Source organism: uncultured Pontibacter sp. (genome assembly GCF_947492645.1).
In the GTDB taxonomy this organism is placed as follows: Bacteria; Bacteroidota; Bacteroidia; order Cytophagales; family Hymenobacteraceae; genus Pontibacter.
Genome location: NZ_CANLMZ010000002.1, coordinates 14,428 through 40,818, shown reverse-complemented (window position 1 = coordinate 40,818; position 26,391 = coordinate 14,428). Strand labels below are relative to the sequence as shown.

General features: G+C 48.0%; 22 protein-coding genes and 1 tRNA gene. 16 read left to right on the top strand and 7 right to left on the bottom strand.

Annotated features, from left to right (window positions below; genetic code table 11):
* Positions 1-12: 12 nt before the first annotated feature.
* Both Q1A23_RS02335 and Q1A23_RS02330 read right to left on the bottom strand, forming a co-directional pair.
* Positions 13-483 carry a MarR family transcriptional regulator gene (locus Q1A23_RS02335; RefSeq protein WP_363322014.1) on the bottom strand — a complete coding sequence of 157 codons (471 nt, stop codon included), beginning with the start codon at positions 481-483 and terminating at the stop codon, positions 13-15.
* A 141-nt stretch (positions 484-624) separates the two neighbouring features.
* The gene (locus Q1A23_RS02330) at positions 625-1,614 is read right to left on the bottom strand and encodes an enolase C-terminal domain-like protein (protein ID WP_299818944.1); all 990 of its coding nucleotides are present in this window, start codon (positions 1,612-1,614) and stop codon (positions 625-627) included.
* Between the two features lie 297 nt (positions 1,615-1,911).
* Between Q1A23_RS02330 and Q1A23_RS02325 the strand changes: the two genes are divergently transcribed.
* The 5 genes from Q1A23_RS02325 (at position 1,912) to Q1A23_RS02305 (ending at position 8,483) form a co-directional block, all read left to right on the top strand.
* The gene (locus tag Q1A23_RS02325) at positions 1,912-3,351 is read left to right on the top strand and encodes a cation:dicarboxylase symporter family transporter (protein WP_299818941.1); all 1,440 of its coding nucleotides are present in this window, start codon (positions 1,912-1,914) and stop codon (positions 3,349-3,351) included.
* A gap of 237 nt (positions 3,352-3,588) precedes the next feature.
* Complete coding sequence (locus Q1A23_RS02320) at positions 3,589-4,947, top strand: pitrilysin family protein (protein ID WP_299818939.1); 1,359 nt, start codon at positions 3,589-3,591, stop codon at positions 4,945-4,947.
* 44 nt (positions 4,948-4,991) lie between these two features.
* Complete coding sequence (locus Q1A23_RS02315; RefSeq protein WP_299818936.1) at positions 4,992-6,638, top strand: pitrilysin family protein; 1,647 nt, start codon at positions 4,992-4,994, stop codon at positions 6,636-6,638.
* A 179-nt stretch (positions 6,639-6,817) separates the two neighbouring features.
* Positions 6,818-7,822, top strand: a complete 1,005-nt coding sequence (locus tag Q1A23_RS02310; protein ID WP_299818935.1) for a c-type cytochrome — start codon at positions 6,818-6,820, stop codon at positions 7,820-7,822.
* A 229-nt stretch (positions 7,823-8,051) separates the two neighbouring features.
* Positions 8,052-8,483: an RDD family protein gene (locus Q1A23_RS02305; RefSeq protein WP_299818932.1), complete on the top strand. Its 432-nt coding sequence runs from the start codon at positions 8,052-8,054 to the stop codon at positions 8,481-8,483.
* Here the strand turns inward: Q1A23_RS02305 and Q1A23_RS02300 are convergent.
* From Q1A23_RS02300 to Q1A23_RS02290, 3 genes are all read right to left on the bottom strand, one after another.
* Positions 8,480-9,760, bottom strand: coding sequence for a DUF389 domain-containing protein (locus Q1A23_RS02300; protein ID WP_299818929.1), 1,281 nt, complete (start codon positions 9,758-9,760; stop codon positions 8,480-8,482). The two genes, Q1A23_RS02305 and Q1A23_RS02300, sit on opposite strands and share 4 nt — an antisense overlap.
* Positions 9,761-9,885: 125 nt before the next feature.
* Entirely contained in the window at positions 9,886-10,476 is a 591-nt protein-coding gene (locus Q1A23_RS02295; RefSeq protein ID WP_299818926.1) for a phosphoglycerate mutase family protein, read from the bottom strand.
* A 54-nt stretch (positions 10,477-10,530) separates the two neighbouring features.
* Complete coding sequence (locus tag Q1A23_RS02290) at positions 10,531-13,407, bottom strand: tetratricopeptide repeat protein (RefSeq protein ID WP_299818923.1); 2,877 nt, start codon at positions 13,405-13,407, stop codon at positions 10,531-10,533.
* A gap of 255 nt (positions 13,408-13,662) precedes the next feature.
* Here Q1A23_RS02290 and Q1A23_RS02285 point away from each other — a divergent pair, with 255 nt between their 5' ends.
* The 4 genes from Q1A23_RS02285 (at position 13,663) to Q1A23_RS02270 (ending at position 17,939) form a co-directional block, all read left to right on the top strand.
* Positions 13,663-14,724 carry an NAD-dependent epimerase/dehydratase family protein gene (locus Q1A23_RS02285; RefSeq protein ID WP_299818920.1) on the top strand — a complete coding sequence of 354 codons (1,062 nt, stop codon included), beginning with the start codon at positions 13,663-13,665 and terminating at the stop codon, positions 14,722-14,724.
* A gap of 190 nt (positions 14,725-14,914) precedes the next feature.
* A complete protein-coding gene (locus tag Q1A23_RS02280) occupies positions 14,915-15,661 on the top strand; it encodes a glycosyltransferase (protein ID WP_299818917.1) in 747 nt (248 codons plus the stop codon).
* Positions 15,648-16,298 (top strand): lipid-A-disaccharide synthase N-terminal domain-containing protein, encoded by a 651-nt coding sequence (locus tag Q1A23_RS02275; RefSeq protein WP_299818914.1) that lies wholly within the window; start codon positions 15,648-15,650, stop codon positions 16,296-16,298. The genes Q1A23_RS02280 and Q1A23_RS02275 overlap by 14 nt, the downstream gene beginning before the upstream one ends.
* A gap of 6 nt (positions 16,299-16,304) precedes the next feature.
* The gene (locus Q1A23_RS02270) at positions 16,305-17,939 is read left to right on the top strand and encodes a glycosyltransferase family 39 protein (RefSeq protein WP_299818911.1); all 1,635 of its coding nucleotides are present in this window, start codon (positions 16,305-16,307) and stop codon (positions 17,937-17,939) included.
* Between the two features lie 132 nt (positions 17,940-18,071).
* Here Q1A23_RS02270 and Q1A23_RS02265 read toward each other — a convergent pair.
* Positions 18,072-18,153, bottom strand: a tRNA-Leu gene (locus tag Q1A23_RS02265).
* A 108-nt stretch (positions 18,154-18,261) separates the two neighbouring features.
* Positions 18,262-18,975: a phosphatase PAP2 family protein gene (locus Q1A23_RS02260; protein WP_299818908.1), complete on the bottom strand. Its 714-nt coding sequence runs from the start codon at positions 18,973-18,975 to the stop codon at positions 18,262-18,264.
* 91 nt (positions 18,976-19,066) lie between these two features.
* Between Q1A23_RS02260 and thpR the strand changes: the two genes are divergently transcribed.
* The 7 genes from thpR (at position 19,067) to Q1A23_RS02225 (ending at position 26,334) form a co-directional block, all read left to right on the top strand.
* Positions 19,067-19,612, top strand: coding sequence for an RNA 2',3'-cyclic phosphodiesterase (gene thpR, locus Q1A23_RS02255; RefSeq protein WP_299818905.1), 546 nt, complete (start codon positions 19,067-19,069; stop codon positions 19,610-19,612).
* 63 nt (positions 19,613-19,675) lie between these two features.
* Complete coding sequence (locus Q1A23_RS02250) at positions 19,676-20,170, top strand: CinA family protein (protein WP_299818901.1); 495 nt, start codon at positions 19,676-19,678, stop codon at positions 20,168-20,170.
* A gap of 36 nt (positions 20,171-20,206) precedes the next feature.
* Positions 20,207-20,878: a class I SAM-dependent methyltransferase gene (locus tag Q1A23_RS02245; RefSeq protein ID WP_299818898.1), complete on the top strand. Its 672-nt coding sequence runs from the start codon at positions 20,207-20,209 to the stop codon at positions 20,876-20,878.
* A gap of 157 nt (positions 20,879-21,035) precedes the next feature.
* Positions 21,036-22,868 (top strand): PDZ domain-containing protein, encoded by a 1,833-nt coding sequence (locus Q1A23_RS02240; RefSeq protein WP_299818895.1) that lies wholly within the window; start codon positions 21,036-21,038, stop codon positions 22,866-22,868.
* Between the two features lie 94 nt (positions 22,869-22,962).
* Complete coding sequence (locus Q1A23_RS02235) at positions 22,963-23,625, top strand: hypothetical protein (protein WP_299818892.1); 663 nt, start codon at positions 22,963-22,965, stop codon at positions 23,623-23,625.
* Positions 23,626-23,760: 135 nt separating this feature from the next.
* Positions 23,761-24,789: an MBL fold metallo-hydrolase gene (locus Q1A23_RS02230; RefSeq protein ID WP_299818888.1), complete on the top strand. Its 1,029-nt coding sequence runs from the start codon at positions 23,761-23,763 to the stop codon at positions 24,787-24,789.
* A 78-nt stretch (positions 24,790-24,867) separates the two neighbouring features.
* Entirely contained in the window at positions 24,868-26,334 is a 1,467-nt protein-coding gene (locus tag Q1A23_RS02225; RefSeq protein ID WP_299818885.1) for a sodium:solute symporter, read from the top strand.
* Positions 26,335-26,391 lie beyond the last annotated feature (57 nt).

The following is a 26,391-nucleotide window of genomic DNA, read 5'->3' as shown; positions in this document are numbered from 1 at the left end:
GATTTATGGTAATTATTTGTTTCTGATTTTATCCAGCAGGTCGCTGAGCGTTATTGCTTCTTCTTCCGTAAGGTTTTTGATGCCTGTAGCTTCACCGCCTTCTATCGTCTCCATTTCTTTAAGCAAACCCAAGCCTTTATCGGTGATCAGCACATCTACGGTTCTACGGTCTGCCGGGCATTGCTTTCTTGTAACAAGTCCCTTCACTTCCAGCTTATCCACTATTCTGGAGGCGTTAGACGTTTTATCAAGCATACGCTCTATAAGCAGGCTTACCGTAGCCGGTTGTGGGTGCTGCCCACGCAAGATGCGCAGAATGTTATACTGCGGCAATGTAATGCTATAGGGCTTGAAAATAGCAGCCTGCTGTTGCTGTAGCCACCCAGATGTATACATTACATTGATAAATGCTTTATGATAAGCACTCTTAAAGGTCTTCTGCTTTATTTCTTCTTCAATCTTCATGCAGTCAAGGTCTTTCATAATGCTGATGCAAATATATGTACATACATTTAATGTACAAACACATCAACAGAAATATTTTAAAAAAGTTTCATAAATCCTGATAATTACCAAACCATAAATATAGGCTAAGTTTTTAACTGCGCAGGTAAGGCTTTGTTGCTATTTAAGGTACAGGATTCCGTTCTGCTCTTTCACCAGCTTAAAAGGCTCTTCGGTAAGCATCAAAAATCCGTCCAGGTTTGCAAAGTCGAAGCCGCTGCTTAGCTGCATAGCGCACCAGATGCCCAAGGATGTTTCTACCATAGAGCCTATCATGGTCATCAGCCCATACTTGCGGGCTTCGCGCATCAAGCGAAGGGCGTTCAAGTACCCTCCCGCTTTCATCAGTTTTATGTTTACACCATGAAACTCCTCGCGCAACAGCTCAAAGTCAGCCTCATGGGTAATGGACTCGTCTGCGATAATCGGAATTGGCGTTTTGTTTTTTAGATGGGCATAGGCATATCCCTGCGAAGCGGGCATGGGTTGCTCTACTGAAATAACCTGGTCTTTGTCAAGGGATCTGAGAAACGCCAGTAGTTTATCGGGGTCGCTCCAGCTTTCGCTGCCTTCGAGCATTACAGGTCTTTCGGAAGCGCGAAGCAGCTTGTTTACCAGTTCCACATCCGTATCCTGGGTAACTCTGAGTTTAAGGCAGCAAAACCGGTTAATGCGCTGTTGTTGCATGTAAGCCAGGGCCAGCTCAGGCTCCATGGCTGGCAAAGAGAAGCTGGTAGGCTGGTTGTGTGGCGGCCGTTGCCCTAGCACCTGGTTTACCGGCAAACTCTTTAACTGGCAGTAGTAATGGATGTAGGCGGCCTCTACGGCAAAGCGCAAAGAATTAATAGGCTGGTGCTCCAGAAGCAGTTGGTGCAGGTCCTCTAAGTTTTTAACCAGCACCAGCCCTGCCATTAGCAGCACCTGGTATTGCTGCAGGAGCAGCTCTGGTGTTTCACCGAAACGCACCTGCGGCGCAGCCTCCCCAAAACCGCTCAAGCTGCCGTCCGAAACCTGCACCAGGAAATTAACCCGATCCTCGCCAGCGCACGCTGCCGCCTTAATTTTATACTTCAGTTTAAGGTGCAGCGCTTCTATGTGCCATGTAAGCATACATCAACCAAAAAGGTAAATATTATATACTTGCATACGTGTGTTACGGCAGAAAAATAACCCTAAGCAACACAATTTACAGGCCCTGCAATTAATACTTGTACCTGCCAGAAAAATAAGTTTCAGAATTGGGTTTGCAGCTATTTGCTGATGTGCAATTTGCTTCTATATTTGCTAAATTTTTGTAGCTGTACCTTTAGCTTTTTTCCCTTGTTCAGGTTCTTTAAAGCAATGTTTGGCTGCAAATAAAATCTACCCGGCAGCTGCCTGAAAACGCCTGCTTTTACATTCATTTTTATGAAAAAATCTTTTCTACCGCTGGCCACTTTGGTGTGTATTACCATAGCCGCCCTCCTTACTGTACTGCAACAGTACAGTTTTATCTCTTTGTCGGCGGATGTGCTTATGGCCGTACGCTGGGTTGGCATTGGCGTGTTGCTGATGTACGGCATCCAGAAGCGCTCCCTTACCACCTGGATTCTGATCAGTATGGTGGTGGGCGCCGAGATTGGCTATGACTTTCCGAGTTTTGCTACCGGCCTGAACGTGCTCAGCAAGGTTTTCCTGAAGCTGATCAAAACCATTATCGCACCGCTTATTTTTGCCACGCTCGTGGTGGGTATAGCCGGCCACTCTAACCTGAAGCAAGTGGGAAGTATGGGCTGGAAAGCCATCGTATACTTCGAGATTGTAACCACGCTGGCCCTTTTCATCGGTCTGGCAGCCATCAACATTAGCAAAGCAGGCGAAGGCATCAGCATGAACCTGGCCGAAGTAAACGATGAGATTGCCCCGGCAGCCAAGCAATCGGCCTCTGATATTATACTTCACGTTTTCCCGGAGAACATCGCCAAGTCCATTGCTGAAGGGCAGGTACTGCAGATCGTGGTGTTCAGCGTGCTGTTTGCCATTGGCCTGGCCATGGTAAACGAGAAAAAGCGCAAGCCCATGCTTGATTTCTGCGAAAGCCTTTCCGAAACCATGTTCAAGTTCACGAACATCATCATGTACTTTGCACCGGTGGGTGTAGGTGCCGCCATTGCCTACACGGTGGGCCATATGGGGCTAGGCATATTGGTGAACCTGTTCCAGTTACTGGCTACACTTTATGTGGCGCTTCTCGCTTTTGTGCTTTTAGTCCTGCTTCCGGTGGCGCTTATTGCCAGAGTCCCGATCAAGCGTTTCCTGCAGGCCATCTCTGGTCCGGTGTCTATTGCGTTTGCTACCACCAGCTCCGAGGCTGCCTTGCCACGCGCCATGGAAGAAATGGAGAAACTGGGTGTGCCGCGTAGAATTGTAGCTTTTGTAATGCCTACAGGCTACAGCTTTAACCTGGATGGCACCACTTTATACTTGGCGCTGGCCTCTGTATTTGTGGCACAGGCCGCTGGTATCCCGCTCAGCTGGGAGCAGCAGCTGGTGATGGTCTTTACCCTGATGCTAACAAGCAAGGGTGTGGCCGGTGTGCCTCGCGCATCTTTGGTTATACTTTTAGGCACCGTTGCCTCCTTCGACCTGCCGGTGTGGCCGGTGTTTGCCATACTTGGTATTGATGAGCTGATGGACATGGCCCGCACTTCTATAAATGTAACCGGCAATTGCCTTGCTACTGCTGTAGTTGCCCGCTGGGAAGGTGAGTTTAACCCAGAGCCTGAAATTGGTTTAGTGGAAACGACAAACCCGGAAATAGCTGCTGATACTGTAGCGAGAGAAAATAAGGAGCCTGAACTGGTTTAAGGTTATACCTTAGAGTATCAGAAGCGGCCACAGTTGTACAAACTGTGGCCGCTTTGTTTTCTGCCGGCTTAAAAAAAGTATACATCGCCTACTATTGGTCGATAAAAGTTTAAGGCTGGGCGATTTTATACTTGCAACTGCAACAACACAGGGTAAAAAGGGTAAAATCTATATATTTAACTACAAAAATACCGTAAGACCAGTATCTGCAACTAAATCAAACTATATAAAACTAGTATGAAAAACAGAATAGTAGTACTCCTGTTGCTTTTGGTGTTTGTCGCTTCGGCGGCGATGGCGCAGCAAAGCAGCCAGAAAGAAAAGATCCTGCCCTATCCTATCCATCAGAAAAAGCTGGACAACGGCCTGAATGTGGTTACGGTTCCTTACAACAGCCCCGGCCTTGCTGCTTTCTATATTGTGGTGCGTGCCGGTTCCCGTGAAGAGATAGAAAAAGGAAAAACTGGTTTTGCCCACTTTTTTGAGCACATGATGTTCCGGGGAACCGACAAGTATAGCAAAGAAGCCTACGGCGACATTATGAAAGAAATGGGCGCCGCCGCCAACGCCAATACCTCCATCGACAGAACCGTGTACCACATGACAGGAAACGCCGAAATGCTGGACAAGATGTTTGAGATTGAGGCTGACCGTTTTCAGAACCTGAAGTATAGCGTACACGATTTCAAAACAGAGGCCGGTGCGGTAAAAGGTGAGTATACTAAAAACTCTGCCAGCCCCTACCAGCAGCTGTACGAAAAACTGGTCAGCACAGCCTTTACCAAGCATACCTACTCCCACACTACCATGGGCTTTTTCAAGGATGTGGTAGACATGCCAAACCAGTACGATTACTCCCTCACCTTCTTCGATCGTTTTTACCGCCCCGAATATTCTACTATAGTTGTGGTGGGTGATGTAACTCCAGAGCGTGTAAACAGCCTGGCCCAACAGTATTTTGGCGACTGGAAGCGCGGTAACTATAAGCCTAACATCCCGACAGAGCCAAAGCAAACCCAGACACGCTACGCGCATGTGCAGCAGCAGGGATTTCCGCCATACTTGAGCCTCAATTTTAAAGGCCCTGCTTTCTCTGATAAAGACAAAGACCTGCCTGCTTTAAGTATACTTACCACCATACTTTTCTCCGAAAACTCTGACCTGTACCGCAAATTAGTAGTAGATGAGCAGAAAGCACGCTTTATTGGCGGCGGCCCACAGTTTTCCCGCGACCCGAACCTGATCTCTGTATCAGCCTCTGTGATAAAAGCCGATGACATGCAGTATGTTAAAGATGAACTGATGAAAGCCCTGAATAATGCCAAAACGAAGCCTGTAGATGCCCAGAAACTGGCGGATACCAAATCACGCATCAAGTATGGCTTTGCGATGAGCATGGATAGCCCTGATGCCATTGCTAACTCGCTGTCCCGCTTTATCTGGCTTACCGGCGACCCAGAATCGCTGAACAACATCTACAGTATATTTGATACTATTACGGCTCAGGACCTGATGAATGTGGCGAAGAAGTATTTTGTGAACCAGACGCTCACGGTTGGCACCATTGCCCCTACCGATAAGTCGCCGGTTAAGTAAGCTACAGTTAAATAGAAGTTTATCGAAACATCAAGTATAAAAGCATGAAAAGATTAGCTGCATATATCTTACCTGTAGTATTACTGGCAACCGCTTGTGCCAAACAGCCGCAGGTATCCGAGCAAACCACTACAGACACCACTACCAACACAGCAACCGCCAGCGCTACGCCAACTGCCTACGATGCCAACCTGGCCTTTGGTCCGGACAAAGTGGTGGAGCTGAAACAGCCGGAGTCGAACAAGGTTATCATTAAACTGATGTTCAAGAACGGCTCTATGTCGGACCCGAAAGGAAAAGAAGGCCTGACCTATACCACAGCCCAGATGATCGCCGAATCGGGCACACAGGACATGACGGTGTCGCAGATAAAGGACAGAATATTTCCGTGGGCGGCTGGTTACGGTGCCAACGTGGATAAGGAAGTAACTACCTTTACCTTTGCCGTACACCAGGATTTCCTGAATGACTTTTACCCGATCGTGCGCGGCCTGATGCTGACACCTGCCTTTGCCGAAGAAGACTTTAAGCGTGTAAAATCGAACCAGCAGAACTTTGTGGATGAGGTGATCAGAGCATCATCAGACGAAGAGTACAGCAAAAAGGCGCTGGAAGATCTGTTGTTCCGGGGCACCAACTATCAGCACATGGTAGAAGGCAAAACGGCCAGCGTGCAAAGTATAACTCTGGATGACGTGAAGAACCATTGGCGCAACATGTTTACCCGCAACAACCTGATGATCGGGATTGCCGGTAACTACAGCGCTGACTTCCTGAACAAACTGAAAGCGGACATGGCACAACTATCCGATGTAAAGCCAAACATACCAGTAGCAGGTCAGCCAAACAAGCCAAATGGCGTGCAGGTAGAGATCATTCAGAAAAACAATGCCTTGGGCTCGGCCATTTTCACGGGTACGCCTATGCCGGTTACCCGCTCTGCCGACGAATTTGCAGCCCTGATGGTGGCCAACTCATACTTAGGCGAGCACCGCAAAAGCTACGGCAAGCTCTACGACAAGATTCGCACCACCCGCTCCATGAACTACGGCGACTATTCCTACATTGAGTGGTACGACAACGGCGGCTCTTTCCAGTTGCCAAACCCGGGGGTGCCGCGCAGTTCTAACTATTTTGCCCTCTGGATACGCCCGGTGCAGATAGCCGAAGGCCTGAAGCAGCAGTACGCCGAATTAAAAGATATAAACGTAGGCCATGCACACTTTGCGCTGCGCCTGGCTATGCGTGAGGTAGATAACCTGATCCAGAACGGCATGACGCAGCAGGATTTTGAGCTAACCCGTAAATTCCTGCGCTCCTACATTAAACTGTACATCCAGACACAGGAGAAACAGCTTGGCTTTTTAATGGACTCCCGCTTTTATGGCCGCCAGAATTACATAGAGGAACTGGATAAACTATTGGCTAACCTGACGGTGCAGGATGTAAACGATGCGGTGAAGAAATACTGGCAGACGGAGAATATGTTTGTAACCATCGTAACCGACGATAGCGAAGCAGAACCACTTAAGCAGGCGCTACTAAACAATACGCCCTCACCGATGAGCTATTCTAACCTTGTAAAAGAAGGTTTACCGAAAGACGTTTTGGCTGAGGACAATGAAATTGCCACTTATAAACTAAATGTGAAGGATGTGCAAATAGTAGATAGTAAGAACACTTTTAGATAATAACTTTATACTTACTCATACTTTAAAAATCCGCAGGCTTTCCTCCTGCGGATTTTTTTTGCCTGTACACTCATTACCAGGCATACCCTACGCAAAATAAATAAATATAGCCCTTGCATAAATTGACTTTAATCATATTTTAAATTAATATTATCCATTAATATTAATCCTAAATAACTATGAAAAAAGCCCTGAAGATCTTTGGCTATGTGGTAGTGGCAATTGTTGCTATCGCAGCAGCTGGCATACTTTACATGCAATATGCCTTCCCGAATGTAGATGCTGCCCCTACCATATCCATTAACAAAACCCCTGCCTTAGTAGAGCGCGGTGAGTATTTGGCCAACCATGTTGCCGTATGTATAGATTGCCACTCTGCCAGGGACTTTAGCAAGTTTGCAGCTCCGTTGGTGCCAGGAACAGAAGGCAAGGGTGGTGAGGTGTTTAATCATAGTATGGGTTTCCCTGGCACATTTTACGCCCGCAACATCACCCCCGACAAAGAAACCGGCATTGGCAACTGGACTGACGGCGAAATTTACCGTGCCATGACCAAAGGCGTAAGCAAAAACGGAGACCCTCTGTTCCCGGTGATGCCTTATAATGCCTATAACAAAATGTCGAAGCAGGATGCTTATGCTATTATTTCCTACATCCGTACCTTAAAACCAATTAAAAACGAAGTGCCAAAGGCTGATCCTGATTTCCCGATGAACCTGATTATGCGTACCATGCCACTTAAAGCAGATGCCAACTCTGTGGAAGAAACTGCTTTAGGCGATGAAGTACTTAGAGGCAAGTACCTTTTAACAATTGCATCTTGCGGCGACTGCCACACCCCGGCAGAAAAGGGCAAACCTATCGAGGGCAAGTATATGGCTGGAGGATTCGAGTTTAAGTTTCCGAACGGTGCTGTGCTGCGCTCTGCCAACATCACCCCAGATAAACAAACCGGCATTGGCACATGGTCGGAGGATATGTTTGTGCAGCGCTTCAAAAGCTTTGAAGACCCAGCTATGACAGCGCGAAAAGTATCGCCAGGCGAAATGAACACGATTATGCCATGGGCCATGTATGCCGGCATGAAAGAGCAAGACCTGCGTGCCATTTACAGGTATTTGAGAACCCTGGAGCCACAAAAAAATAAGATAGAGCGTTTTACGCCTGCTCCAGCCAAATCATAAACCACGCGTAGGCTGCGCTCCGGATACGGCCTAAGTTATAGAGGCAACGAAATATTTAAGTAACAGGAAAAGAGGCAATACCCTTAGGACAGCCTCTTTTCCTGTCATAACACCTTAAACATCAACACGGTACCACAATTTATCCATAATAAAAATAATCCTGCATAGCCTGTAACCAACTACGGACATAAAAGTATAAGAAGGTGCGGAGAACTCTACTACTATTTATATGCAGGCAATTTATACCCAAACAGACAAGAAAACTGAGCTTGCTGATTTAAGTAAACGCATGGTTGCGCTTGTACTGGATGTATTGCTTTTACTTACTCTTATCGGCATAATCGATTATCTAACTTATAGCAGCAACGAGCAAGCTTACTTGTTTAAGCCAGAGCGCCTTCTCGATTTCTCGTTGGCCTGGCTATACTTTGCGGGCATGGAAACCTGTGCTTGCCAGGCTACACTAGGTAAATACCTTACGGGTTTGCGCGTAACCTCCACCACCGGAAAAAGGATATCGTTTAAGAGTGCCTCCATCCGTTATCTTACTAAACCGCTTTCTGTTGTAATGCTGTTGATGCGCTTTATACTTGGCGTGCATCCCATTTCCCGCAGAACCCTGCATGACAGGCTGGCTCGCTCTGTAGTAGTTACGCGCTAAGGCTTGCCTTCTCCTCCTTTATAGTCAAGCATTTTGATGTCGAACATCGGGTCAGCGTTAAAGTTTTTCTCTTTTACACGCCTGAACAGTTCGGCTTGCAGCAGTTGCTTTACCTGTTCATCAGGCAAAGAGTCGCTGCGGTTGTAAAGATAGAGCTCGCAGATAACAGGGTTCAGGTCTGGTAGAGTGCCCCTGGTAAACCGGGCGTTTACTTCAATGGTCTCTACATAGTCATACTCTTTTAATGAGGTGCGAATAGTTTCGGTTATCTGCGTGGCAAGGCTACCTTTTTGCAGGTTGGGCTGTTTGTTAAACTGCCAATACATCAGCCCGGCCACTATCAGCCCCGATACCACCAAAGAGAGCTTATATACATACTCCTGCCCATCTGCAAAACGCACGCCTTTTATGGTTATCTTACCCAAGTACCTGAAAACCAAGGCCGCCGATAGTTGTATGACCGCCAACTGAAGTATAAGCAGGAAAATGCCACTCTGCACCATCTGCCAGTTCCCGAAATTAAGTGCCATGCCAATCAGGCCGGTAGGCGGTGCCAACGAGGCCGCCACCAACGTACCTACTGCTGCACCGGGCACCAGGCTATCCCGTTCCGATTGTATAAGGTTTATGCCGCCGGCAAAGCCAGCAACCAAGGGTAAAAGTACGGCCATTTGGGATATGTGGCTTACCTCCACCATTAAAGGGGTGGCATGCTCCTGCCCAACCAGAAAAGAAAGTATAAATGTGGTGACTATACTGATAGAAATAGCCAGGAAGTACCGTTTCAGGCTTTGAAGCAGCAACTTACCTTTGCCGGCTGCCGCCGCCAGAGCAGCATTCATGGCAGGGCCTGCAAAAGGCGAAACCAACATAGCCGCTACCAATAAGAAAACGGTGTTTGTATAAAGCCCGACCCACACCAGTATTCCCCCTGAAAGCGCATACCCCATTAACCCCACCTTGGAACCAACGCTTTGCAAACCTCCCATAAATATCTCTAAGGGGCTGCGGTAAGTTACATCCGTCACCTGGTCTGGGGCCTGGTCGTGGGGTGGGTACAACGTGATAACCCCCCTCGGAATCAGCGTAATCTCTGCTTCCTCTATGTTGTTTATATTTTCTATAAACTGATTTACATTTTTATTACTCAAATGCACCCGAACTAACTCTCCGGCCTCCACTTGCTCGATGCTGAGGTTTTTGCCATTAAGTTCCTGAGCCTTTTCTTTAACCTCCTCCCCTTTTCCTTGTGGTACTTTAACTGTTAATGCGCGCATAAAACTTGGTTTCGTGTTGTATTACCTACGCAGATTAAAGGCAAAGATGTTTTTACAATTGTGAGCAAAAGAAAACCCCTGACCTTGATGGCCAGGGGTTTTCTTTTAATTGAGGGCATAATAGATTATTCCTTTGAGCTGGCACCGAAGCGGGTTGTTTCCACAGCTGATGTGCCATCGGGCGTAAAGGTTAACTTAAACAGGTAATCGTATTGGCTGTCTCTTATATCCGCAATAGGGCGCTTTATACCGAATGCTTCGATTAATGGGAGCAACGTATTCGAGTGGCCTGCCACCACTACTGTTTTACCTGGGTGCTCCTCGCGTATCTTTTTCTGCAGGCCATTGAAATCATGCGCCTCATATATGTTAATTTCCAGGTTTCGGGCCTCTGCCATAGGTTTAAGTGTATTTTGTGTGCGCTTATACTTTGTTGCATAAAGCACATCTATTTTTTGGCCTTCCAGCTCAGCGCGCAATGCCGCTGCCCTGACTTCTCCCTCAGGTGTAAGTCCTGGGTCCTGATCAGATGGGTTAGCGATATCTTTCTCAGCATGGCGCACCAGGTAAACGGTAGTAGGCAACGCATTTATTTCGTTTGGCATGGGGTTGGTCACCGCAACGGCGCCTTCGTTGCCAGAGGGTGTATTACGACAGGCTGCAGTTACCAGCAGCAGCAGCAAAGCCCACATATGCAGGAGTAAACGTATTCTCATAATGTTGTTGGTTGGTTAGATTGTTGAAAGTATAGTTGTAGTTTGTTTTGCTATTTACAATGTTATGGGTTCTTTACCAAAATTTTGTACTGCAGCAGTTTCCTTTGCTTTGCCACTTTTAAGCAACAGGCTTGCCAGGCGGTTGCGCAGTTCGAGGTGGTAGGGCTGTTGGGCCAGGGCCTCTTTATAAACTTTAATAGCCTTCTTGTTTTTATGTTGCGCCTCCAGCATACGGGCATGGGCAAACTGCTGCTGTACCAACTCCTGCTGTGTGGCTGGTGCAGCCTGCTGTTGCATAAGTTCTTCTGCTTTAGGTATCATTCCTAAGTCGGCATAGAGGCCCGCCAGCAGGTATGTTTCGCCCCGTAGGTTGGCTTTACCCGTAAGCAGCGGTTGTGCTACGGCCATGGCTGCGTCTCTGTCCTGAAGCTGCAGTTTATAGTTTGCCATGCGCAGCAAGTAATCGGCACGGGGTGTTCCGGCCGCACTTAGTATTCGTTGTGCCTCCTCTAGTGTTTCGAATGCCTCTTTATACTTGCCTTGCGCAGCTAACACATCGGCATACTGCCGGCGCAACTCATACTGCTGCGGCTTTTGCGCAACAAGCTTTGCCAAAACCTGCTCCGGCTCCTGCGTCTGTATTGATGTTCCCTGCAACCAACTGGCAAAGGCAATGGCTTCGTCGCGGCGGTCACGGAGGTAGGTAGAAACAGTCGGGGCATCTTTTATGTAACTTTTGGCAACGGCAATTGCCTCGGGCACCATACCATAGCTCAGGTAAAACTCTCTGAAACGTTGGTTTGCCTGTGCTCGCATCAGCAGGTCATCTTCTAGCTCTAGCGCCTTACTGTACAAGCTAACCTGATGTTGTATCGCCTCTTGTTGCTTTAGTTTGCCCTCTCTCCGCTGTGCTTCCGTTAACGCTGCTTCTGCCAGGTAAATCGGCGCGTAACCGGCAGCAACTTCTTTTGCTTTCCGGAGCCAGTCACCTGCAGCCTCAAATTGTTTCTGCACCTGTTTAACCCCAGCATAGGCTATTAGCGCCGGCTGGTAGTTTGCGTCCCATACCAAAGCAGTATCGAGCAGAGATGTTGCCTGTGCATAGTCTTTCCTGTTTTGTGCCTGCTCTGCCAGATTAAGGTATACTTCGGCCCAGTTGCTGGCCATTGCTTGCTTGTTACCGGCCAAGTAGGTGCGCTGCCTTTGCACCAGTTGGTCCAGAAAAGTATAAAGTTCAGGGTCTTTGGCCTTCAGGTCGGCGGTGGTGTTAATGGACTTATGATTGAGCGGGTGCACCTTTACGGGCTCAAAGTAGGCCGGGTAGGTTTGGGCAAGGTATTCGTGCTCGTTGTTAGCTGAGTAGTAGTCCAGGGTGCGGCCTTCTTTCATGGCATTGTTGTAAAGGCGGCGCACCATCCGGTTTTCGGCATCGGTAAATACGCGCCCATGAAACAGGTGTACATACTCGTGCAATACCACGTTTCGCTCCAGGTAGGAGCCGCGCACAACGTACTCAATAGCAGCAGCACCGCTGCCAACACCGCGTATATCCATCCATTGGCGGTTATCAAAGGTGGTAGCCTGCCTGAAGTAGGGCGATTGCATGGCAATGGCCAGGTCCATGTGCAAAGGCGGAATTACGAACTTCTCGTTTTGCTTAGACAGGAACGGAAAGTATACGATGCTCTCGTAAAGCTGCGACCATACCATTTTCTGAACCTCATCTCCGGGATAGTATGCCACATCCGGAAACACCCTGGTAAAATTTACCGGGTCTTTGATCAAAGTTGTTTGGATAACCTGCTGCAGCGAGTCGTAGTTGTGCAGGTAAGTAAGTTGCTTTTGCTTTATAACAGCAGCCAAGGCATTGTGTGCCGGGCCGTAATGTTTCTTTTTAAGTAGTATGCGCTTAAATATAGCCTGTGCCGAATCCAGGCGCGTGGTACGATCCATATCAAAAGCCATGTAATAGGCAGATCCCTTCAACATTAGCGGCAATACTGAGCTTTTATATTTTTGCTGTACTTTTTCAATCTCGGTCAGCGCCTGTCCTATTTTATTTTCAGATAAGAGTTTATCCGCAGCCTTTAACTCCTGGCGTACCTGCTCATCATCGGGTTGCGCGTAGTCGGCGTAGGTAAGGTTGGTGTGGCCGTTGCCCCAATGCCAATGCGTAACGTAGTGCAAGGGGTTCAACTCCAAAGCTAATTCCCATTGCGCTGCCATGGCATTCAGTTGGGTGGCATCTACACGGCGCCAGATGGCATAGCCGTAGTTAAAGCGGGCATCGGGGTTAAACGGGTTTAATGTGAGGCTGGTAAGTAAGGGCTTTTCGGCCAGTTCCGGCTTCTGGTTCCAGAAGTGCACATCAGACTCCAGCAGGTAGGCTTCGGCGTTCTTCGGGTTCAGGCTTTGTACTTTTTGTGCCCACTCCAGCGCCTGCTTATACTTTTTCTGCAGCATCAGCACACGGCCGATAGCCAGCGCAGCGGCTTCGTTTTTAGGCTCTGCCTGTAGCACCTGCTGTGCAGTTGCCATGGCATCAGGCAATTGCCAGGCTTGCACCTGCAACCTGGATTTAAGTAACAGGGCATCCGGTGACTTTGGATTATACTTTAATGCCGCAGCTACCAGTTTTTCAGCAGCATCAAAATCATTTTGAAGTATAGCCAGCTTTGCCTCCGCCATTTTTACGGCTGCAGATGGCTTTGCCTGCTGCAACACCTCACGCGCCTCCTCCCATAGCCCTAGCTCTACCAGTTTATCTGCTTTGGCAGCAGCATTTGCAGCAGGCAACTGTAAGGCCGTTTGCCGTTCCTGGGCTAGCTTTTGCCGAATGGCAGCTACATTGTCGGGGTGCTGGGCAAGAGCTGGCAAAACCAGCAGCAGGCCGGGCAGCAAGTATAAAACGCTTTTAAGAAGTGGGCGCATGGGCAGGGTATAGTTGTGTGATACTGCCTGTAAGAATTGTATGGCAGGCAATCATCAGAAATAAGCTATCCCTAAAAATATACACTTTCGTAGAAGGATGAAAGTATACGGAAGGATATTCGGGTTGAGGACGGCTTTAACCCGAAACATTTATAACGAAAACTGAAAATTCACTACAAATTTACTACAGATTCGTAGTGTAGAATTAGCGGTTGCAGCTACTTAAAAAAAAGCCGCTATTAAATCTGAACAGGCATGGCAGGACAAAAGATTCTGGTAACAGGAAGCGCAGGTTTTATCGGTCACCACCTGATGTTGGCTTTGCGTAATGCTGAGCACATCGTGGTGGGGCTGGATGTATTGAACAGTTACTACGACCCCAACCTGAAAACGGAGCGCCTCCGTGCCCAAGGGTTTGAGACGCAGCGCCTCGGTTACAACGAGATTGTGCAGAACAACCTGGGGTATAGCCAATATTTTGTTAAGCTTGACCTGGCAGATGAAGCAAACCTGCAACAACTATTTTCAAAGTATAAATTTGATGTAGTAATTAACCTGGGAGCGCAGGCAGGTGTTCGGCATAGCATAGAGCACCCGCAGTCTTATGTAAGCAGCAACCTGGTAGGTTTTGCCAACGTGCTGGAGTGTTGCCGAAGGCATAGCATAAAGCATTTGCTTTTTGCCTCGTCTAGTTCAGTTTATGGTTTAAACAGCAGCATTCCCTTTAAAACAAGCGACAAGACAGATTTACCGGTATCGTTTTATGCCGCTACCAAAAAGGCAAACGAAGCAATGGCCCATAGTTATGCGCACCTTTACAACTTACCCATAACAGGCATGCGCTTTTTTACGGTATATGGCCCATGGGGGCGCCCGGACATGGCTTACTACAGTTTCGCAGAGGCTATAGCAACAGGTAAACCCATCCAGATCTTTAACAACGGCAACATGCTCCGCGATTTCACTTACGTGGATGATGTAATTACAAGTATACTTAAATTGCTGGAGGATTGCCCCAAAACAGGTGCTACAGCTGGAAGTACAGCCCCATACAAAGTATTCAATATCGGCAATAACAAACCAGAGCCGCTACTGGATTTAGTAGCTAACCTGGAGCAATTACTGGGCAAAAAGGCTAAACTGGATTTAAAGCCTATGCAGCCCGGCGACGTGGAACGTACGTATGCTGATGTGGATGAACTGATACAGGCAACCGGTTATAGCCCCCAAACATCGCTGGCAGATGGTTTGGCTAAGTTTGTAGCCTGGTATAAAGAATACACAAAACAGCCACATGCAGCTGTTATGCAAGCGTAGCAGCCGGTTACCAAAAAACAGTCCCGAGTAGTACTCCCTCTTAAGACAGGAGGGCTGACAAGTTTCTGAACGATTTGTTTCAAAGCAAGTATAGCCTGGATACGAAGCAGTTACAATGCCAGTACTTGCTTAAAGCCGAGGTACAGCAGTTTATAAAGTTTAAATCAGACGTTAGTAAAAAATAGAGTAGATGGATTCTTTGTCACTTACCGTAATAGTGCCCGTTTTCAATGAGGAAGGTTGCCTGAAACGCTTTACTGAAGCTATGGATGCTTTTCTGGAGAGAACTCCTGTACCTACTCAGGTCTTGTTTGTGAATGATGGCTCTACTGACAACAGCCTGGAGCAGATAAAGGAAATATGCCAGCAGAAGATTGGCTACAGTTTTTTATCGCTAAACCGCAACTATGGCCTGAGTACCGCCATAAAAGCAGGCATTGATACAATCCAGACCACACACATCGGCTACATCGACTCTGATTTGCAAACCTCTCCGCTGGATTTCATGCTATTACTCGAGCACCTGCCACACCACGATATGGTTATCGGCATACGCGCCAAACGCAAGGATACTTTCGTGAAGAAAATCTCCTCTAAAATTGCCAACGGCTTCAGGCGCTACATGATAAACGATGGTATTGTAGACACAGGCTGCCCGCTAAAGATAATGGATGCTGCTTACGCCAAGCGTGTCCCGTTTTTTGATGGCATGCACCGTTTCTTACCGGCGCTCATACAATTGCAGGGCGGCAAAGTAAAGCAGTTGCCGGTGCAGCATTTCGAGCGGTATGCAGGCTACTCCAAGTACCATCTTTTTAACCGGCTTTGGGGCCCGCTCAACGATACATTTGCTTTCAGGTGGATGCGCAAGCGTTACATTAACTATACTGTTGCCGAAGAATTTACGAACCAGCCAGTAGCCAATGGACATTTCTGAGATGCTGATATACGGAGTAGGCTTACTGGCCCAACTCCTTTTCTCGGCACGCATACTGTCGCAATGGATAAAGTCTGAGAAAGCGGGAAAAGTACTCTCGCCTACCTCCTTCTGGACAACCAGCGTGATAGCGTCTATACTTTTAATGGCCTACGGAGCCCTGCGCAACGACATTGTAATTGTAGGCGGCCAACTTATATCATACTTCATTTACCTGCGCAACCTTAAATTAAAGAACCTGTGGGAGAACCTTGCGCCACCTGTGCGATGGGGAGCTTTGCTTTTTCCTTTCTTTGCCATTGGCTGGCTGCTCTGGAGCGACAAGTACAGCTTTAGCTACATAATGGAGCACAGCAAGATATCGGGCACTTTGATAGCCTGGGGAGGCTTGGGGCAGGTAGTTTTTACGCTGCGGTTTGTGTACCAATGGTATTACTCAGAGCGGCTGCAGGAGTCTGTAATACCGGTAGGTTTTTGGGTGATAAGCCTGGTAGGCAGCCTCATGATCATGTCGTATGCGGTGCTGCGCCTGGACCCTATTCTGTTTTTAGGCCAGATTTTCGGGTTGGTAGCCTATAGCCGCAATTTTTACCTGGCGATGCGTGAGCAGCCCGCACAAGAACCCACCACAACTTAACCATACATGCTACTAACCAATATGCAGAACAGTAACCGCCTGCTGTTCTGGCTCCTGCTTATTTTGTCTGTGGTGCTGCTCTACAACCTGGGTGGCTGGGGCGTGGTAGAAACCAGCGAAGCCCGTTACGCCGAAATTAGCCGCGAAATGTGGCTTACTGGTGATTATCTGCATCCGCGTTTGCTCGAAATACAGCACTTCCATAAGCCTTTGGTTACCTATGTTATTTCTGCTTTCGGGATGGAGCTGTTCGGGCCAACTGCATTTGGAGCCAGGTTCTTTCTGCAAATTTCGCTTATACTGCAGGTGTGGCTTGTGTTCCTTATAGGCAAAGAACTTTTTGGCAACAACAAGCAGGCCTTGATAGCCGCCATAGTATACATCACCATACCAGCCGTGGTATTATCGGCCCGCAACCTCACCACCGACTCTTTTCTGACTACATTTGAGTTGGCCGCTATCTGGTGCTGGGTAAAGTATAAAAAAGACGCTGCGCCTGGCTGGCTATACTTCTTTTACCTGCTGCTGGCGCTGGCCTTCCTTACCAAAGGACCTGTAGGGTTAATATTTCCGGTACTCGTGGCCATTGCATTCAGATGGCCGCAAACCGAACGCATAAAACGAGCTTCGTACTGGCACCATTTGCCGGCGCTGCTGCTGTTTCTGGTGGTTGGTGCTTCGTGGTATGTGTATCTCATGCTGCAAAACCCTGCCTTTGTCGATTATTTCCTGTTTAAGCACACGGTGCAGCGCTATGCCAACCCCGAGACATTCGGGCGGTCGAAGCCCTGGTGGTTTTACCTGGTGCTGGCCCCCGCGCTAAGTTTGCCCTGGGCTGCTATACTTTTGATCTATTTCAGAAAGCTGAAAGAGTTGCCGAAACAGCTAAAGCGCCTGTTTATACTTTGGATACTGGTGCCGCTGGTGTTTTTCTCTTTTTCAGGCTCTAAACTTATACTTTACATACTTCCCCTTTTTGCTGGCCAGGCGCTGCTGACATCGTGGTTGCTTTGCCAGTTGGCTCCTGATGTCGTTGCTAAGGTTACCCGTGCCAGCATGTTATACTTTGTGGTGCTGGCCTTTGCCTTACTAGTAGCGCCACTTGTGCCTGTTGGTATCTCGCTGCCTTACCTGGCCCTGCTCCTTCCGGTCTTGATGCTGGTTGTGTTGCTTATACTTTGGAAACGCCCAGTTTCTTCACTTGCAAAATTGCTTGCAAGTGCGTTAGCTTTCATGCTGCTTTTGCTGCCTTACGCTACGCACCTGATGGGCAGCAACCCACACTTAATAAAAGGTAGCCGACCTATTGCACACATTATCCAAAGCGAGCAGTTGCAAAACCGGCCTGTGCTGGTGTATGATAACCTGCTGCCTTCGCTGGCTTTTGAGCTGAACAAAAACATCATTTCCATCAAAGAAGAGTCCAGGCATTTAGACAGGGAAATTCAGTTTGAGAACGATGAGAAATGGCGAGAAAGTCTACTGGATGTTAAAAAGCCAGAGGATAGAAGGAGATTGAACCAGCTGCTTCAGGAGCCAACCGTACTGGTAGTAAAAGATGACTTACCGCAAAAACAGCGGTGGTTGCTGCGCTATTACAAAAGCAGTCAGCAAAGTGGCAAGTGGACTGTTTATTACTGATGGCAAAGTATTTTTATACTTCCGTCAGGCCACAGAGCCTGTACTTACTTTTTGAACAGGGAATTACCAGAGAAGAAAAAAAAAACAGAACGCCAGCCTCGTGTGAAGCTGGCGTTCTGTTTTAAGATAGTGTGCGCACGGGGAGATTCGAACTCCCACACCCGAAGGCACAGGCTTCTGAGACCTGCACGTCTACCAGTTTCGCCACGTGCGCGCTGGTCACTAAATTAATTTCCCAAAACCCTTTAACCCTTGTTCATTGGGATGACAAAATTACAACACTAATTTTAATCTGCAATATATTGAATGAAAAATATTTATCTCAGGTTACAGGTTCTTCTTCCACTACAGGGTCTATTTCCTTTTTAGAGATACGCTCGATCCTGCGCAGGGTACTAATGCCTATCACCACCCACAGGAAACCGGCAGCAAAACCGGCCATTACATCGGTTGCATAATGCACCCGCAAGTATACCCTGCTAAAGCCTATGAAAAAGACAAACACCACCAGCAAAGCTATAATGCTGTTTCGCCAGGCTATACTTTTAACGTTGTGCCACACCAGGTAAATCAACAACCCATAAAAAGAGGCCGCCACCATAGAGTGCCCGCTCGGGAAACTGAGCCCGGATGCTTCTACCAAAGGCATCATGGGGCGTGGCCTGTCGAAAAAGTATTTAAGCACAACATTTAGCGTTATACTACCTAAAGCCACCACCGGCACCTTAAGCGAGTACCAGCGGTGCTTGCGTATAAAAAGAAAGTAGGCAACTAAAAGCAGCGCGGCCGGTGTGAGAAAGTGCCGTGAGGCAAAAAATGTAATAAACTGAATAAAGCTGCTAAAGGCTGGGCTGGATATGTCTTTTGCAAAGTTAAAGGCCGCCTCGTCTACACCTAGGGTTCCCCCTGCCAGTATTGCGCTGCTCAAGTACAGGAACACAATAATGCATATCAGGAAGAGTGCCCAAATAATTAAAAGCTCAATGGTAAACAGCGCCGAGGCTGCCACCAGTCTTTTATAGACTCGTGAAAACATAATTATCGAATCTGGTTAACCCCTTTGCTCCTGGGGCGCTACAACATTACTTCACCTACGTAAATCATTAACCGGAAGTAAGTATAAAACTATGAAAGACACAATCAGGTTGTTTTTGGCGGCTATTTTGCCAGAGGCTCTTAAAGAAAAGCTGCAGGAGCAGCTTCAGGCTTTCGAACATTCACACACAAAGTTTATCCCAAAACAGAACCTGCACCTTACACTTTATTTTATTGGCAATGTACCGCTAGCGCAGCTGGAAAGCATTAAACAGGTGGTTGAGGAAATTGCAAAACACCACCAGCCATTTACCCTGCGCTATGCACAAACTGAGCCTGGCCCGCACCAGCGCAAACCACGTTTAATCTGGGCCAGGTTTGAGCCAGATGCCGCATTCGAAAGCCTGAGCAAACAATTAACCCTTAAACTTTCTGATCAGCCTAACCCCGTTTTAAAGCCTTTGCCCCATGTTACGCTGGCCCGCTTCCGGAAAGATAAGCCCGCTCCTAAAGATTTACCTGTTATCACCTCAGAGGAGCCGCTGGAGCTGCACGTAAACGGAATCGCGCTGTGGCAGTCGGAGTTGGCATCGCCTCACCCTGTATATACTGTGATAGATGCTTACCCACTTGGATAAAACCTGCTGCTGCAGATTAGAGTAATAGAGGCTACTACGCATAGTCAGAAGTATACTTACTATATGAACCAAACAGAATTAACTAAACTCATGATGGGGCTAAAGGATAACGGCCTGTCCGTAGCTTTTGCAGAAAGCTGCACCGCCGGCATGTTAGCCTCTGAATTTGTGAAAGCCAAGGGCAGCAGCGATGTATTAAAGGGCAGCTTAGTTGTTTACCAGCCCGAAGTAAAGCAAAAACTGCTTGGCGTAAAAAAAGACACGCTCGACCTTTACACAGCCGAATCGCAGCAGGTAACCAACGAGATGGTAATGGGCCTGAAAAAAATATTAAATGCTGATATAAGCATTGCCACCACCGGCCTGGCTGGCGAAGGAGGCTCCGAAAACCCAGAGAAGCCGGTAGGCACTATGTTTGTCTCAATACTTTATGACGGCAAAGCCGAAGAGTTCAGGGAAGTGTTTAAGGGCAACACCGAATCTGTTCGAAAGCAACTGGTGGATTATATCTTTGAGAAGCTACAGGGCATCCTGGACGACCACTATAATAGCAGATAAGCATTACCTTTGTTGCCGTAGCAAACAATACCAAACTTGCCAACTCTCCCCGACAGCGGCTTTAACCGTGTAGCTCCTTTCTACGATAGCTTAGCCCGCCTAATTTATGGTGATGCCCTCCAGAAAGCGCAGTTACACTTACTGCCTTTTATACCTGACCAAAGCAAAGTACTTGTAATAGGAGGCGGCAGCGGCTGGCTGTTGGAGCAGCTTATACTTACAGGCAAGCAGCTGGCTGTTTTATACTTAGAGGCCGCCCCGGGTATGCTTACTCGGGCTGAAGCCAAGTATAAAAGTATAACACAACCACACGCTTGCCAGATTACTTTCCGCTTGGGCACCGAAGCCGCTTTACAACCCCACGAGCACTTTGATTGTGTTATCACCCCTTTTCTGCTAGATCTCTTCCCGCCAAAACGGCTGCAGCAACTCATGCAAAAACTCTCTGCTGCCCTTACACCAGAGGGCCGGTGGCTTTTTGCCGATTTCTGGCCTGTACAACAGCCGGCGCCTTGGTGGCAAAAAGTTCTGACCTTTGGCATGTATACTTTCTTTGGTGCTGTGAGTGGCGTAGAGGCTAAAAAACTCCCGGATTATAGCAGGCATTTTCAGGAACTGGATTTCCGAGAGATAGCTACTCGACCGTTTTACGGTGGTTTTGTGCAGGCGAAGGTGTTTGAGAGAGTTAACCTATCACAAAAAACTTGAGGGAAACGAGCTTAAGCCTTTGCTCCACGCTACCAAAACTCCTTTCCGGAAGGCAGAAAAAGGCTAACTCTTGTAACAGCTAAAACTACAGCATAGCTCCCTTGCTCCCATACTTTACAATTCCTATATTTAAATTTCAAAGTATAAACTCCATTTAATGAAAAGTATAAAGCTAACCTTGCTAAGCCTTGCCTTAGGCCTTACAGCCCTTCCAGCGCTGGCCCAGCAGAAAGTAGACTATAAACTATCGTTCCCGAATGCGGTGCACCACGAGGCAGAGGTACAGGTAACATTTACCGGCGTTAACACAGATACCTTGCAAGTGCTGATGCCACGAAGCTCGCCAGGCAGATATGCCGTGCACGAGTTTGCCAAGAATGTATATAACGTACGCGCTACCGATGCACAAGGCAAGCCACTACAGCTATACAGAGCCAATACAAGCCAATGGAATGTCGTAAAGCCGCAAGGCAGCGTTACGATTAGCTACACCCTGTTCGCGGATCATGCTGATGGCACCTACGCCGGCATCGACGAGACGCATGCGCACTTAAACGCGCCGGCTACACTTATGTATGCGCGCGGCTTTGAGGAAGCACCAGCTTACGTGAACTTTAACGTACCCCAAAACAGCAACTGGAAAGTAGCTACGCAGCTAAAGCAGGAACAGGGCAACACTTACTACGCTCCAAACTTCCAGTACCTCATGGACAGCCCCACCGAACTAAGCAACTTTGATTTTGCGGAATGGACCGTAAATGAGAACGGGAAGCAGAAAACGGTTCAGGTAACGCTGCACCACAACGACACGCCGGCACAGTTTCAGGAGTATGTAGATAAGACCAAAAAGATTGTAGCAGAGCAACGCGCCGTGTTTGGCCAGTTACCAGATTTCGACTTTGGCCGCTACACGTTTATAGGTTGCTATATGCCGCAGGCTGTTGGCGATGGCATGGAACACCGCAACTCTACCATACTGACCAGCTCCCGCCCTCTTGCTTCGGCTATGGTACCGCTGCTGAACACGGTATCGCACGAGCTTTTCCATGCCTGGAACGTGGAGCGCATTCGCCCTAAGACCCTGGAGCCGTTTGATTTTCAGGAGGCGAACATGAGTGAGGCGCTGTGGCTGGCAGAAGGCTTTACCAGCTACTACGGCGACCTGACCATGGCGCGCAGCGGCATTATTGATGCAAAGAAATATGCAGCAGACTTAGCAGGCGACTTAAACTACGTGCTGCTTTCCCCGGGAAGGCAGTACCATAGCCTTATGGAGATGAGCCAGCAGGCACCCTTTGTAGATGCGGCACGCTCTGTAGATCCCGTAAACCGCCACAACACCTTTATCTCTTATTATACTTATGGCCTGGTTACAGGCTTAGGTTTAGACATGACACTACGCCAGCAGTACAGCAAAACCCTCGATGATTATATGCAGGCACTATGGCGCAAGTATGGCCAACCAGAAAAGCCTTATACTTTAGCCGACCTGGAAGAGACTTTAGCAGAAGTATCCGGGGATAAAGCATTTGCCAGCCAATTCTTTAAAAACAGCATTTACGGCAGCCAGTTACCAGACTTTGCCCCGCTTTTGGCTAAGGCAGGTTTAGAACTCAGAAAAGCCAAGCCAAACAAAGCTACGCTAGGCCTTGTTTCGCTTAAATACGCAAAAGACGGAGCCACTATCAGCAATGGCACTTATGTAACCTCTGCAGCCTACAAAGCCGGCCTGGACCGTGGCGATGTGATCTTAACTATAGACGGACGCAAGCTAAAATCTGAAAAAGACCTGGATAAAGTGCTAGGCAAGCACAAAGTGGGCGATACAGTAGCAGTAACCTTTACGCGCCATGGCCAGACCCGCAGCACAAACCTTGCGCTGGAGGAAAACCTGACGCTGGAGCTGGTACCTTACGAAAGTATAAACAAGGAACTGACACCGGAGATGCAAGCCTACCGCACGGCATGGCTGGGCGCAAAGGCAAAGTAAGCAGTTGTACAACAAAGTGTGGAGCTGTTCGTTTTTGCTTTTGAACTTGTATCGCCGTAACTTAGTATAAAGATTTATACTTCAGAGATTTCACGTGAAAAATATACTTAGAACCATACTGGCAGTTAGCTTACTTTGGGCAGGACAGGTTGCAGCGCAGGACGTAAAGCCCAGCCTGGACGCCGCACCGGTACCAACTACTACTGCCACGCCAACTGCCGCAACGGTAACCCCGGAAACTGAGCTTAAAGCCAAACCGGCCTGGGCAGGCCCTAAACTTAGCTACAGCTTATCGGCAGGAGCCAGCTTTAGCAGCGGGTTTGGCAGCGCAACTTACTTAGAGCCGTCGGTACGTTATCAGGTTAGCAACCGCTTCCGGGTAAACACCAGCCTTACGTATATCAATACCATGCCTTACAGCACAAGTATGGTAAACCCAGAGGGCAACACAGTAGTTTACCGCAACAACGGCGGTAGCCACTATATTGCCAGCGTTGGCGTAGATTACCTGGCCAGCGACAGGCTTATACTTAGCGGCAACATCTGGAAAGATTTCTCGAATGTACCAGCCAATAACCTGAACTACAACCTTTACAGCCCCGGCCGCATGGGTGCCGATTTCAGAGCTACGTACAAAATAACAGAACACTTCACAGTATCAGGCGCTATCAGGTATACCGATGGTGCTTCGCCTTATAATTCGTCGTTTTACGGGCCAGGCTTTGGCAACTACAACAGCTTTGGCGTAGGGTACTAACAGCAGGCACACTATAAAAAAGGCGCTTCTCCGTTTGGCGGGGAAGCGCCTTTTTTATGGGTTCTTACAAAGTATACTTTCTGGAAAAATGCAAGCTAATTAACTAAATTGGACGTTTAAGGGTAAAACACCAACATGAGAGAAAATTTGCAGCAGCATAATAAGCGCATCCGCCACCTCAAAAACGAACGCCTTGAAACGATAAAGCCCGGACACCGGGGCAATAAGGTAATCAAAGGTAAATTTGCCAATGGCGAAGAGCTGTATATTCCTGCATTTAGTAATGTGCTTAAGTGGCAACTCTCTAAAAACCCGCAGCGCGAAGAAAAAAAGCAGGACAACTATACGCCTTCCGTACTTAAAAACGCTGATTTCATTTCCTCTGATCAGGACATGGTTGTGTGGCTGGGGCATGCCAGTTTCTTTATCCGCTTAAAAGGAATTAGTTTTATAATTGACCCGGTGCTGTACAGTTTGCCCATGGTTCAGCGCAGAACAGAACTGCCTTGCCAGCCCGAGCAACTTCAAAACCTGGATTTCCTGCTGCTCTCGCACGCCCACCGCGACCACCTGGATCAACAGTCTATCAAAACCATTGTTAAGCATAACCCACAGCTAAAAGCGCTGGCCCCGCTGGAGGTAGGAAAAATTCTGCGCAACACCTGTCCGCATTTGCCTTACCAGGAAGCTGGCTGGTACCAAAAGTATGACCTGGTGCCTGATGCAGTAGAAGTATACTTTATGCCGGCTATGCATTGGCACCGCCGTGGCTTAGCCGATATGAATAAAATGCTGTGGGGCAGCTTTGTGCTTAAGACTCCTGAGTTAAGTTTATACTTTGCCGGAGACTCAGCTATAGGCCCGCACTTTGAAGAAATTGCGGACTTGCTCGGCCCGATGGACATTTGTATAATGCCTGTTGGCGCTTATAAACCGGCATTTCTGATGGCAAAAAGCCACATGAATCCGCATGAAGCGGTACGGGCTTATAATAACCTACGCGGCGGCACCTTTATCCCCATGCACTACGGCACCTTCGATTTATCTGATGAGCCACCCGGGGAACCAGCCAGATTAGTGCAGCAGATAGCGGCAGCCGGTATACTGCAAGGGCTTAAAATGCCTGCCATAGGCGAGCCTGTATTGCTAAAGCACCTGCAGTAAGCAAAAGCCAACAGCTTTATACTTTTGCTATCTTTGCAGCCCTGTGTTCCTATACCAGGCTTACGAACAGCATTTACGATGTCATCTACACTTATACTTAGCTTAATTGCAGGCTATTTCTGCGTACTCATACTTATCTCGTACCTTACCAGCCGCAAAACCGACTCCGATACCTTTTTCCTGGCCAACCGCAAATCACCGTGGTACATTGTGGCTTTCGGCATGATTGGTACTACCCTCTCTGGTGTAACTTTTATCTCGATACCAGGGATGGTGAAGGCTACGCAGTTTACTTACATGCAGATGGTGCTGGGCTACCTGCTGGGTTACCTGGTTATTGCCACGGTGCTTATGCCGTTGTACTACCGCCTCAACCTGGTTTCCATTTATACTTACCTGGAGCAGCGCTTCGGCTTCTGGTCCTATAAAACCGGGGCTGCATTTTTCTTGCTTTCGCGCACGCTGCTGGCTGCTATTCGCCTGTTTTTAGTAGCTGGCGTACTGCAATTGGCTGTTTTTGATGAGCTGGGCGTGCCGTTTGCCGTCTCGGTTATCATAACTGTGCTTCTGATTTGGGTTTATACTTTCAGGGGCGGCATGAAAACCATCATCTGGACCGATACTTTTCAAACTATGGCCATGATGGTTGCTGTAGTTACCACTATATGGCTTATTTCTGAAGAGTTGAATTATGGCTTTCAAGGGCTTGTAACAACGGTGCAGGAAAGCAGTTATGGCAACGTTTTTGTTTGGGATGTGAAAGCAGGCAATTATTTCTGGAAGCAATTCTTGTCGGGGGCATTTATCACCATCGTAATGACGGGGCTTGACCAGGACATGATGCAGAAAAACCTGAGCTGCAAAAATATCGGAGAGGCCCAGAAAAACATGTTCTGGTTCAACATCATACTTGTTATTGTAAACATGCTCTTCCTGACGCTTGGCGTACTGCTGTATACTTACGCTGAGGCTAAAGGCATTGCACTACCAGCCAAAGGCGACGATGTGTACCCATTCCTGGCCCTGAACCATTTCTCGGCTTTTCTGGGCATTGTGTTTATACTTGGTATTATCGCCATTACCTACGCTTCCGCCGACTCAGCCCTTGCCGCTCTTACCACTTCCTTCTGTGTTGATTTCCTTAATTTTAAAGATAAAACGGAGCACGAGCGGGTACAGCAGCGCTATTGGGCACACGCAGGCGTTTCTGTAGTAATGGTGCTGGTGGTTATTGCCTTTGATGTACTGGACTCGCCCAGCGTGATCTCTACTATGTTTACCGTTGCCGGCTATACATACGGGCCGCTGCTTGGCCTTTACGCCTTCGGCCTTTATACCAAACGCACCGTCCGCGATAGGTTTGTTCCGGTTATCTGTGTTGTTTCCCCTATCCTCACTTACATCATCAGCTACAACTCTGTAAAATGGTTTTGGGGTTATGAGTTCGGTTTCGAAGTGTTGATTTTAAACGGCTTCCTGACTTTTGCGGGCTTAATGGCCATAGCTAAGGGCAAAATGGGCGAACTGGAGCTGGCACAAAAGTAATGGTTGCTGTACCACTACGTAGGGGCCTGCCCCCTTCGTAGCACTTGTATATTGCAA

Bases quoted from the DNA above. Each gene is read 5' to 3' on its own strand.
- Q1A23_RS02335 (WP_363322014.1), bottom strand. From the start codon at position 483: ATGAAAGACCTTGACTGCATGAAGATTGAAGAAGAAATAAAGCAGAAG.
- Q1A23_RS02330 (WP_299818944.1), bottom strand. From the start codon at position 1,614: ATGCTTACATGGCACATAGAAGCGCTGCACCTTAAACTGAAGTATAAA.
- Q1A23_RS02325 (WP_299818941.1), top strand. From the start codon at position 1,912: ATGAAAAAATCTTTTCTACCGCTGGCCACTTTGGTGTGTATTACCATA.
- Q1A23_RS02320 (WP_299818939.1), top strand. From the start codon at position 3,589: ATGAAAAACAGAATAGTAGTACTCCTGTTGCTTTTGGTGTTTGTCGCT.
- Q1A23_RS02315 (WP_299818936.1), top strand. From the start codon at position 4,992: ATGAAAAGATTAGCTGCATATATCTTACCTGTAGTATTACTGGCAACC.
- Q1A23_RS02310 (WP_299818935.1), top strand. From the start codon at position 6,818: ATGAAAAAAGCCCTGAAGATCTTTGGCTATGTGGTAGTGGCAATTGTT.
- Q1A23_RS02305 (WP_299818932.1), top strand. From the start codon at position 8,052: ATGCAGGCAATTTATACCCAAACAGACAAGAAAACTGAGCTTGCTGAT.
- Q1A23_RS02300 (WP_299818929.1), bottom strand. From the start codon at position 9,760: ATGCGCGCATTAACAGTTAAAGTACCACAAGGAAAAGGGGAGGAGGTT.
- Q1A23_RS02295 (WP_299818926.1), bottom strand. From the start codon at position 10,476: ATGAGAATACGTTTACTCCTGCATATGTGGGCTTTGCTGCTGCTGCTG.
- Q1A23_RS02290 (WP_299818923.1), bottom strand. From the start codon at position 13,407: ATGCGCCCACTTCTTAAAAGCGTTTTATACTTGCTGCCCGGCCTGCTG.
- Q1A23_RS02285 (WP_299818920.1), top strand. From the start codon at position 13,663: ATGGCAGGACAAAAGATTCTGGTAACAGGAAGCGCAGGTTTTATCGGT.
- Q1A23_RS02280 (WP_299818917.1), top strand. From the start codon at position 14,915: ATGGATTCTTTGTCACTTACCGTAATAGTGCCCGTTTTCAATGAGGAA.
- Q1A23_RS02275 (WP_299818914.1), top strand. From the start codon at position 15,648: ATGGACATTTCTGAGATGCTGATATACGGAGTAGGCTTACTGGCCCAA.
- Q1A23_RS02270 (WP_299818911.1), top strand. From the start codon at position 16,305: ATGCTACTAACCAATATGCAGAACAGTAACCGCCTGCTGTTCTGGCTC.
- Q1A23_RS02260 (WP_299818908.1), bottom strand. From the start codon at position 18,975: ATGTTTTCACGAGTCTATAAAAGACTGGTGGCAGCCTCGGCGCTGTTT.
- thpR (WP_299818905.1), top strand. From the start codon at position 19,067: ATGAAAGACACAATCAGGTTGTTTTTGGCGGCTATTTTGCCAGAGGCT.
- Q1A23_RS02250 (WP_299818901.1), top strand. From the start codon at position 19,676: ATGAACCAAACAGAATTAACTAAACTCATGATGGGGCTAAAGGATAAC.
- Q1A23_RS02240 (WP_299818895.1), top strand. From the start codon at position 21,036: ATGAAAAGTATAAAGCTAACCTTGCTAAGCCTTGCCTTAGGCCTTACA.
- Q1A23_RS02230 (WP_299818888.1), top strand. From the start codon at position 23,761: ATGAGAGAAAATTTGCAGCAGCATAATAAGCGCATCCGCCACCTCAAA.
- Q1A23_RS02225 (WP_299818885.1), top strand. From the start codon at position 24,868: ATGTCATCTACACTTATACTTAGCTTAATTGCAGGCTATTTCTGCGTA.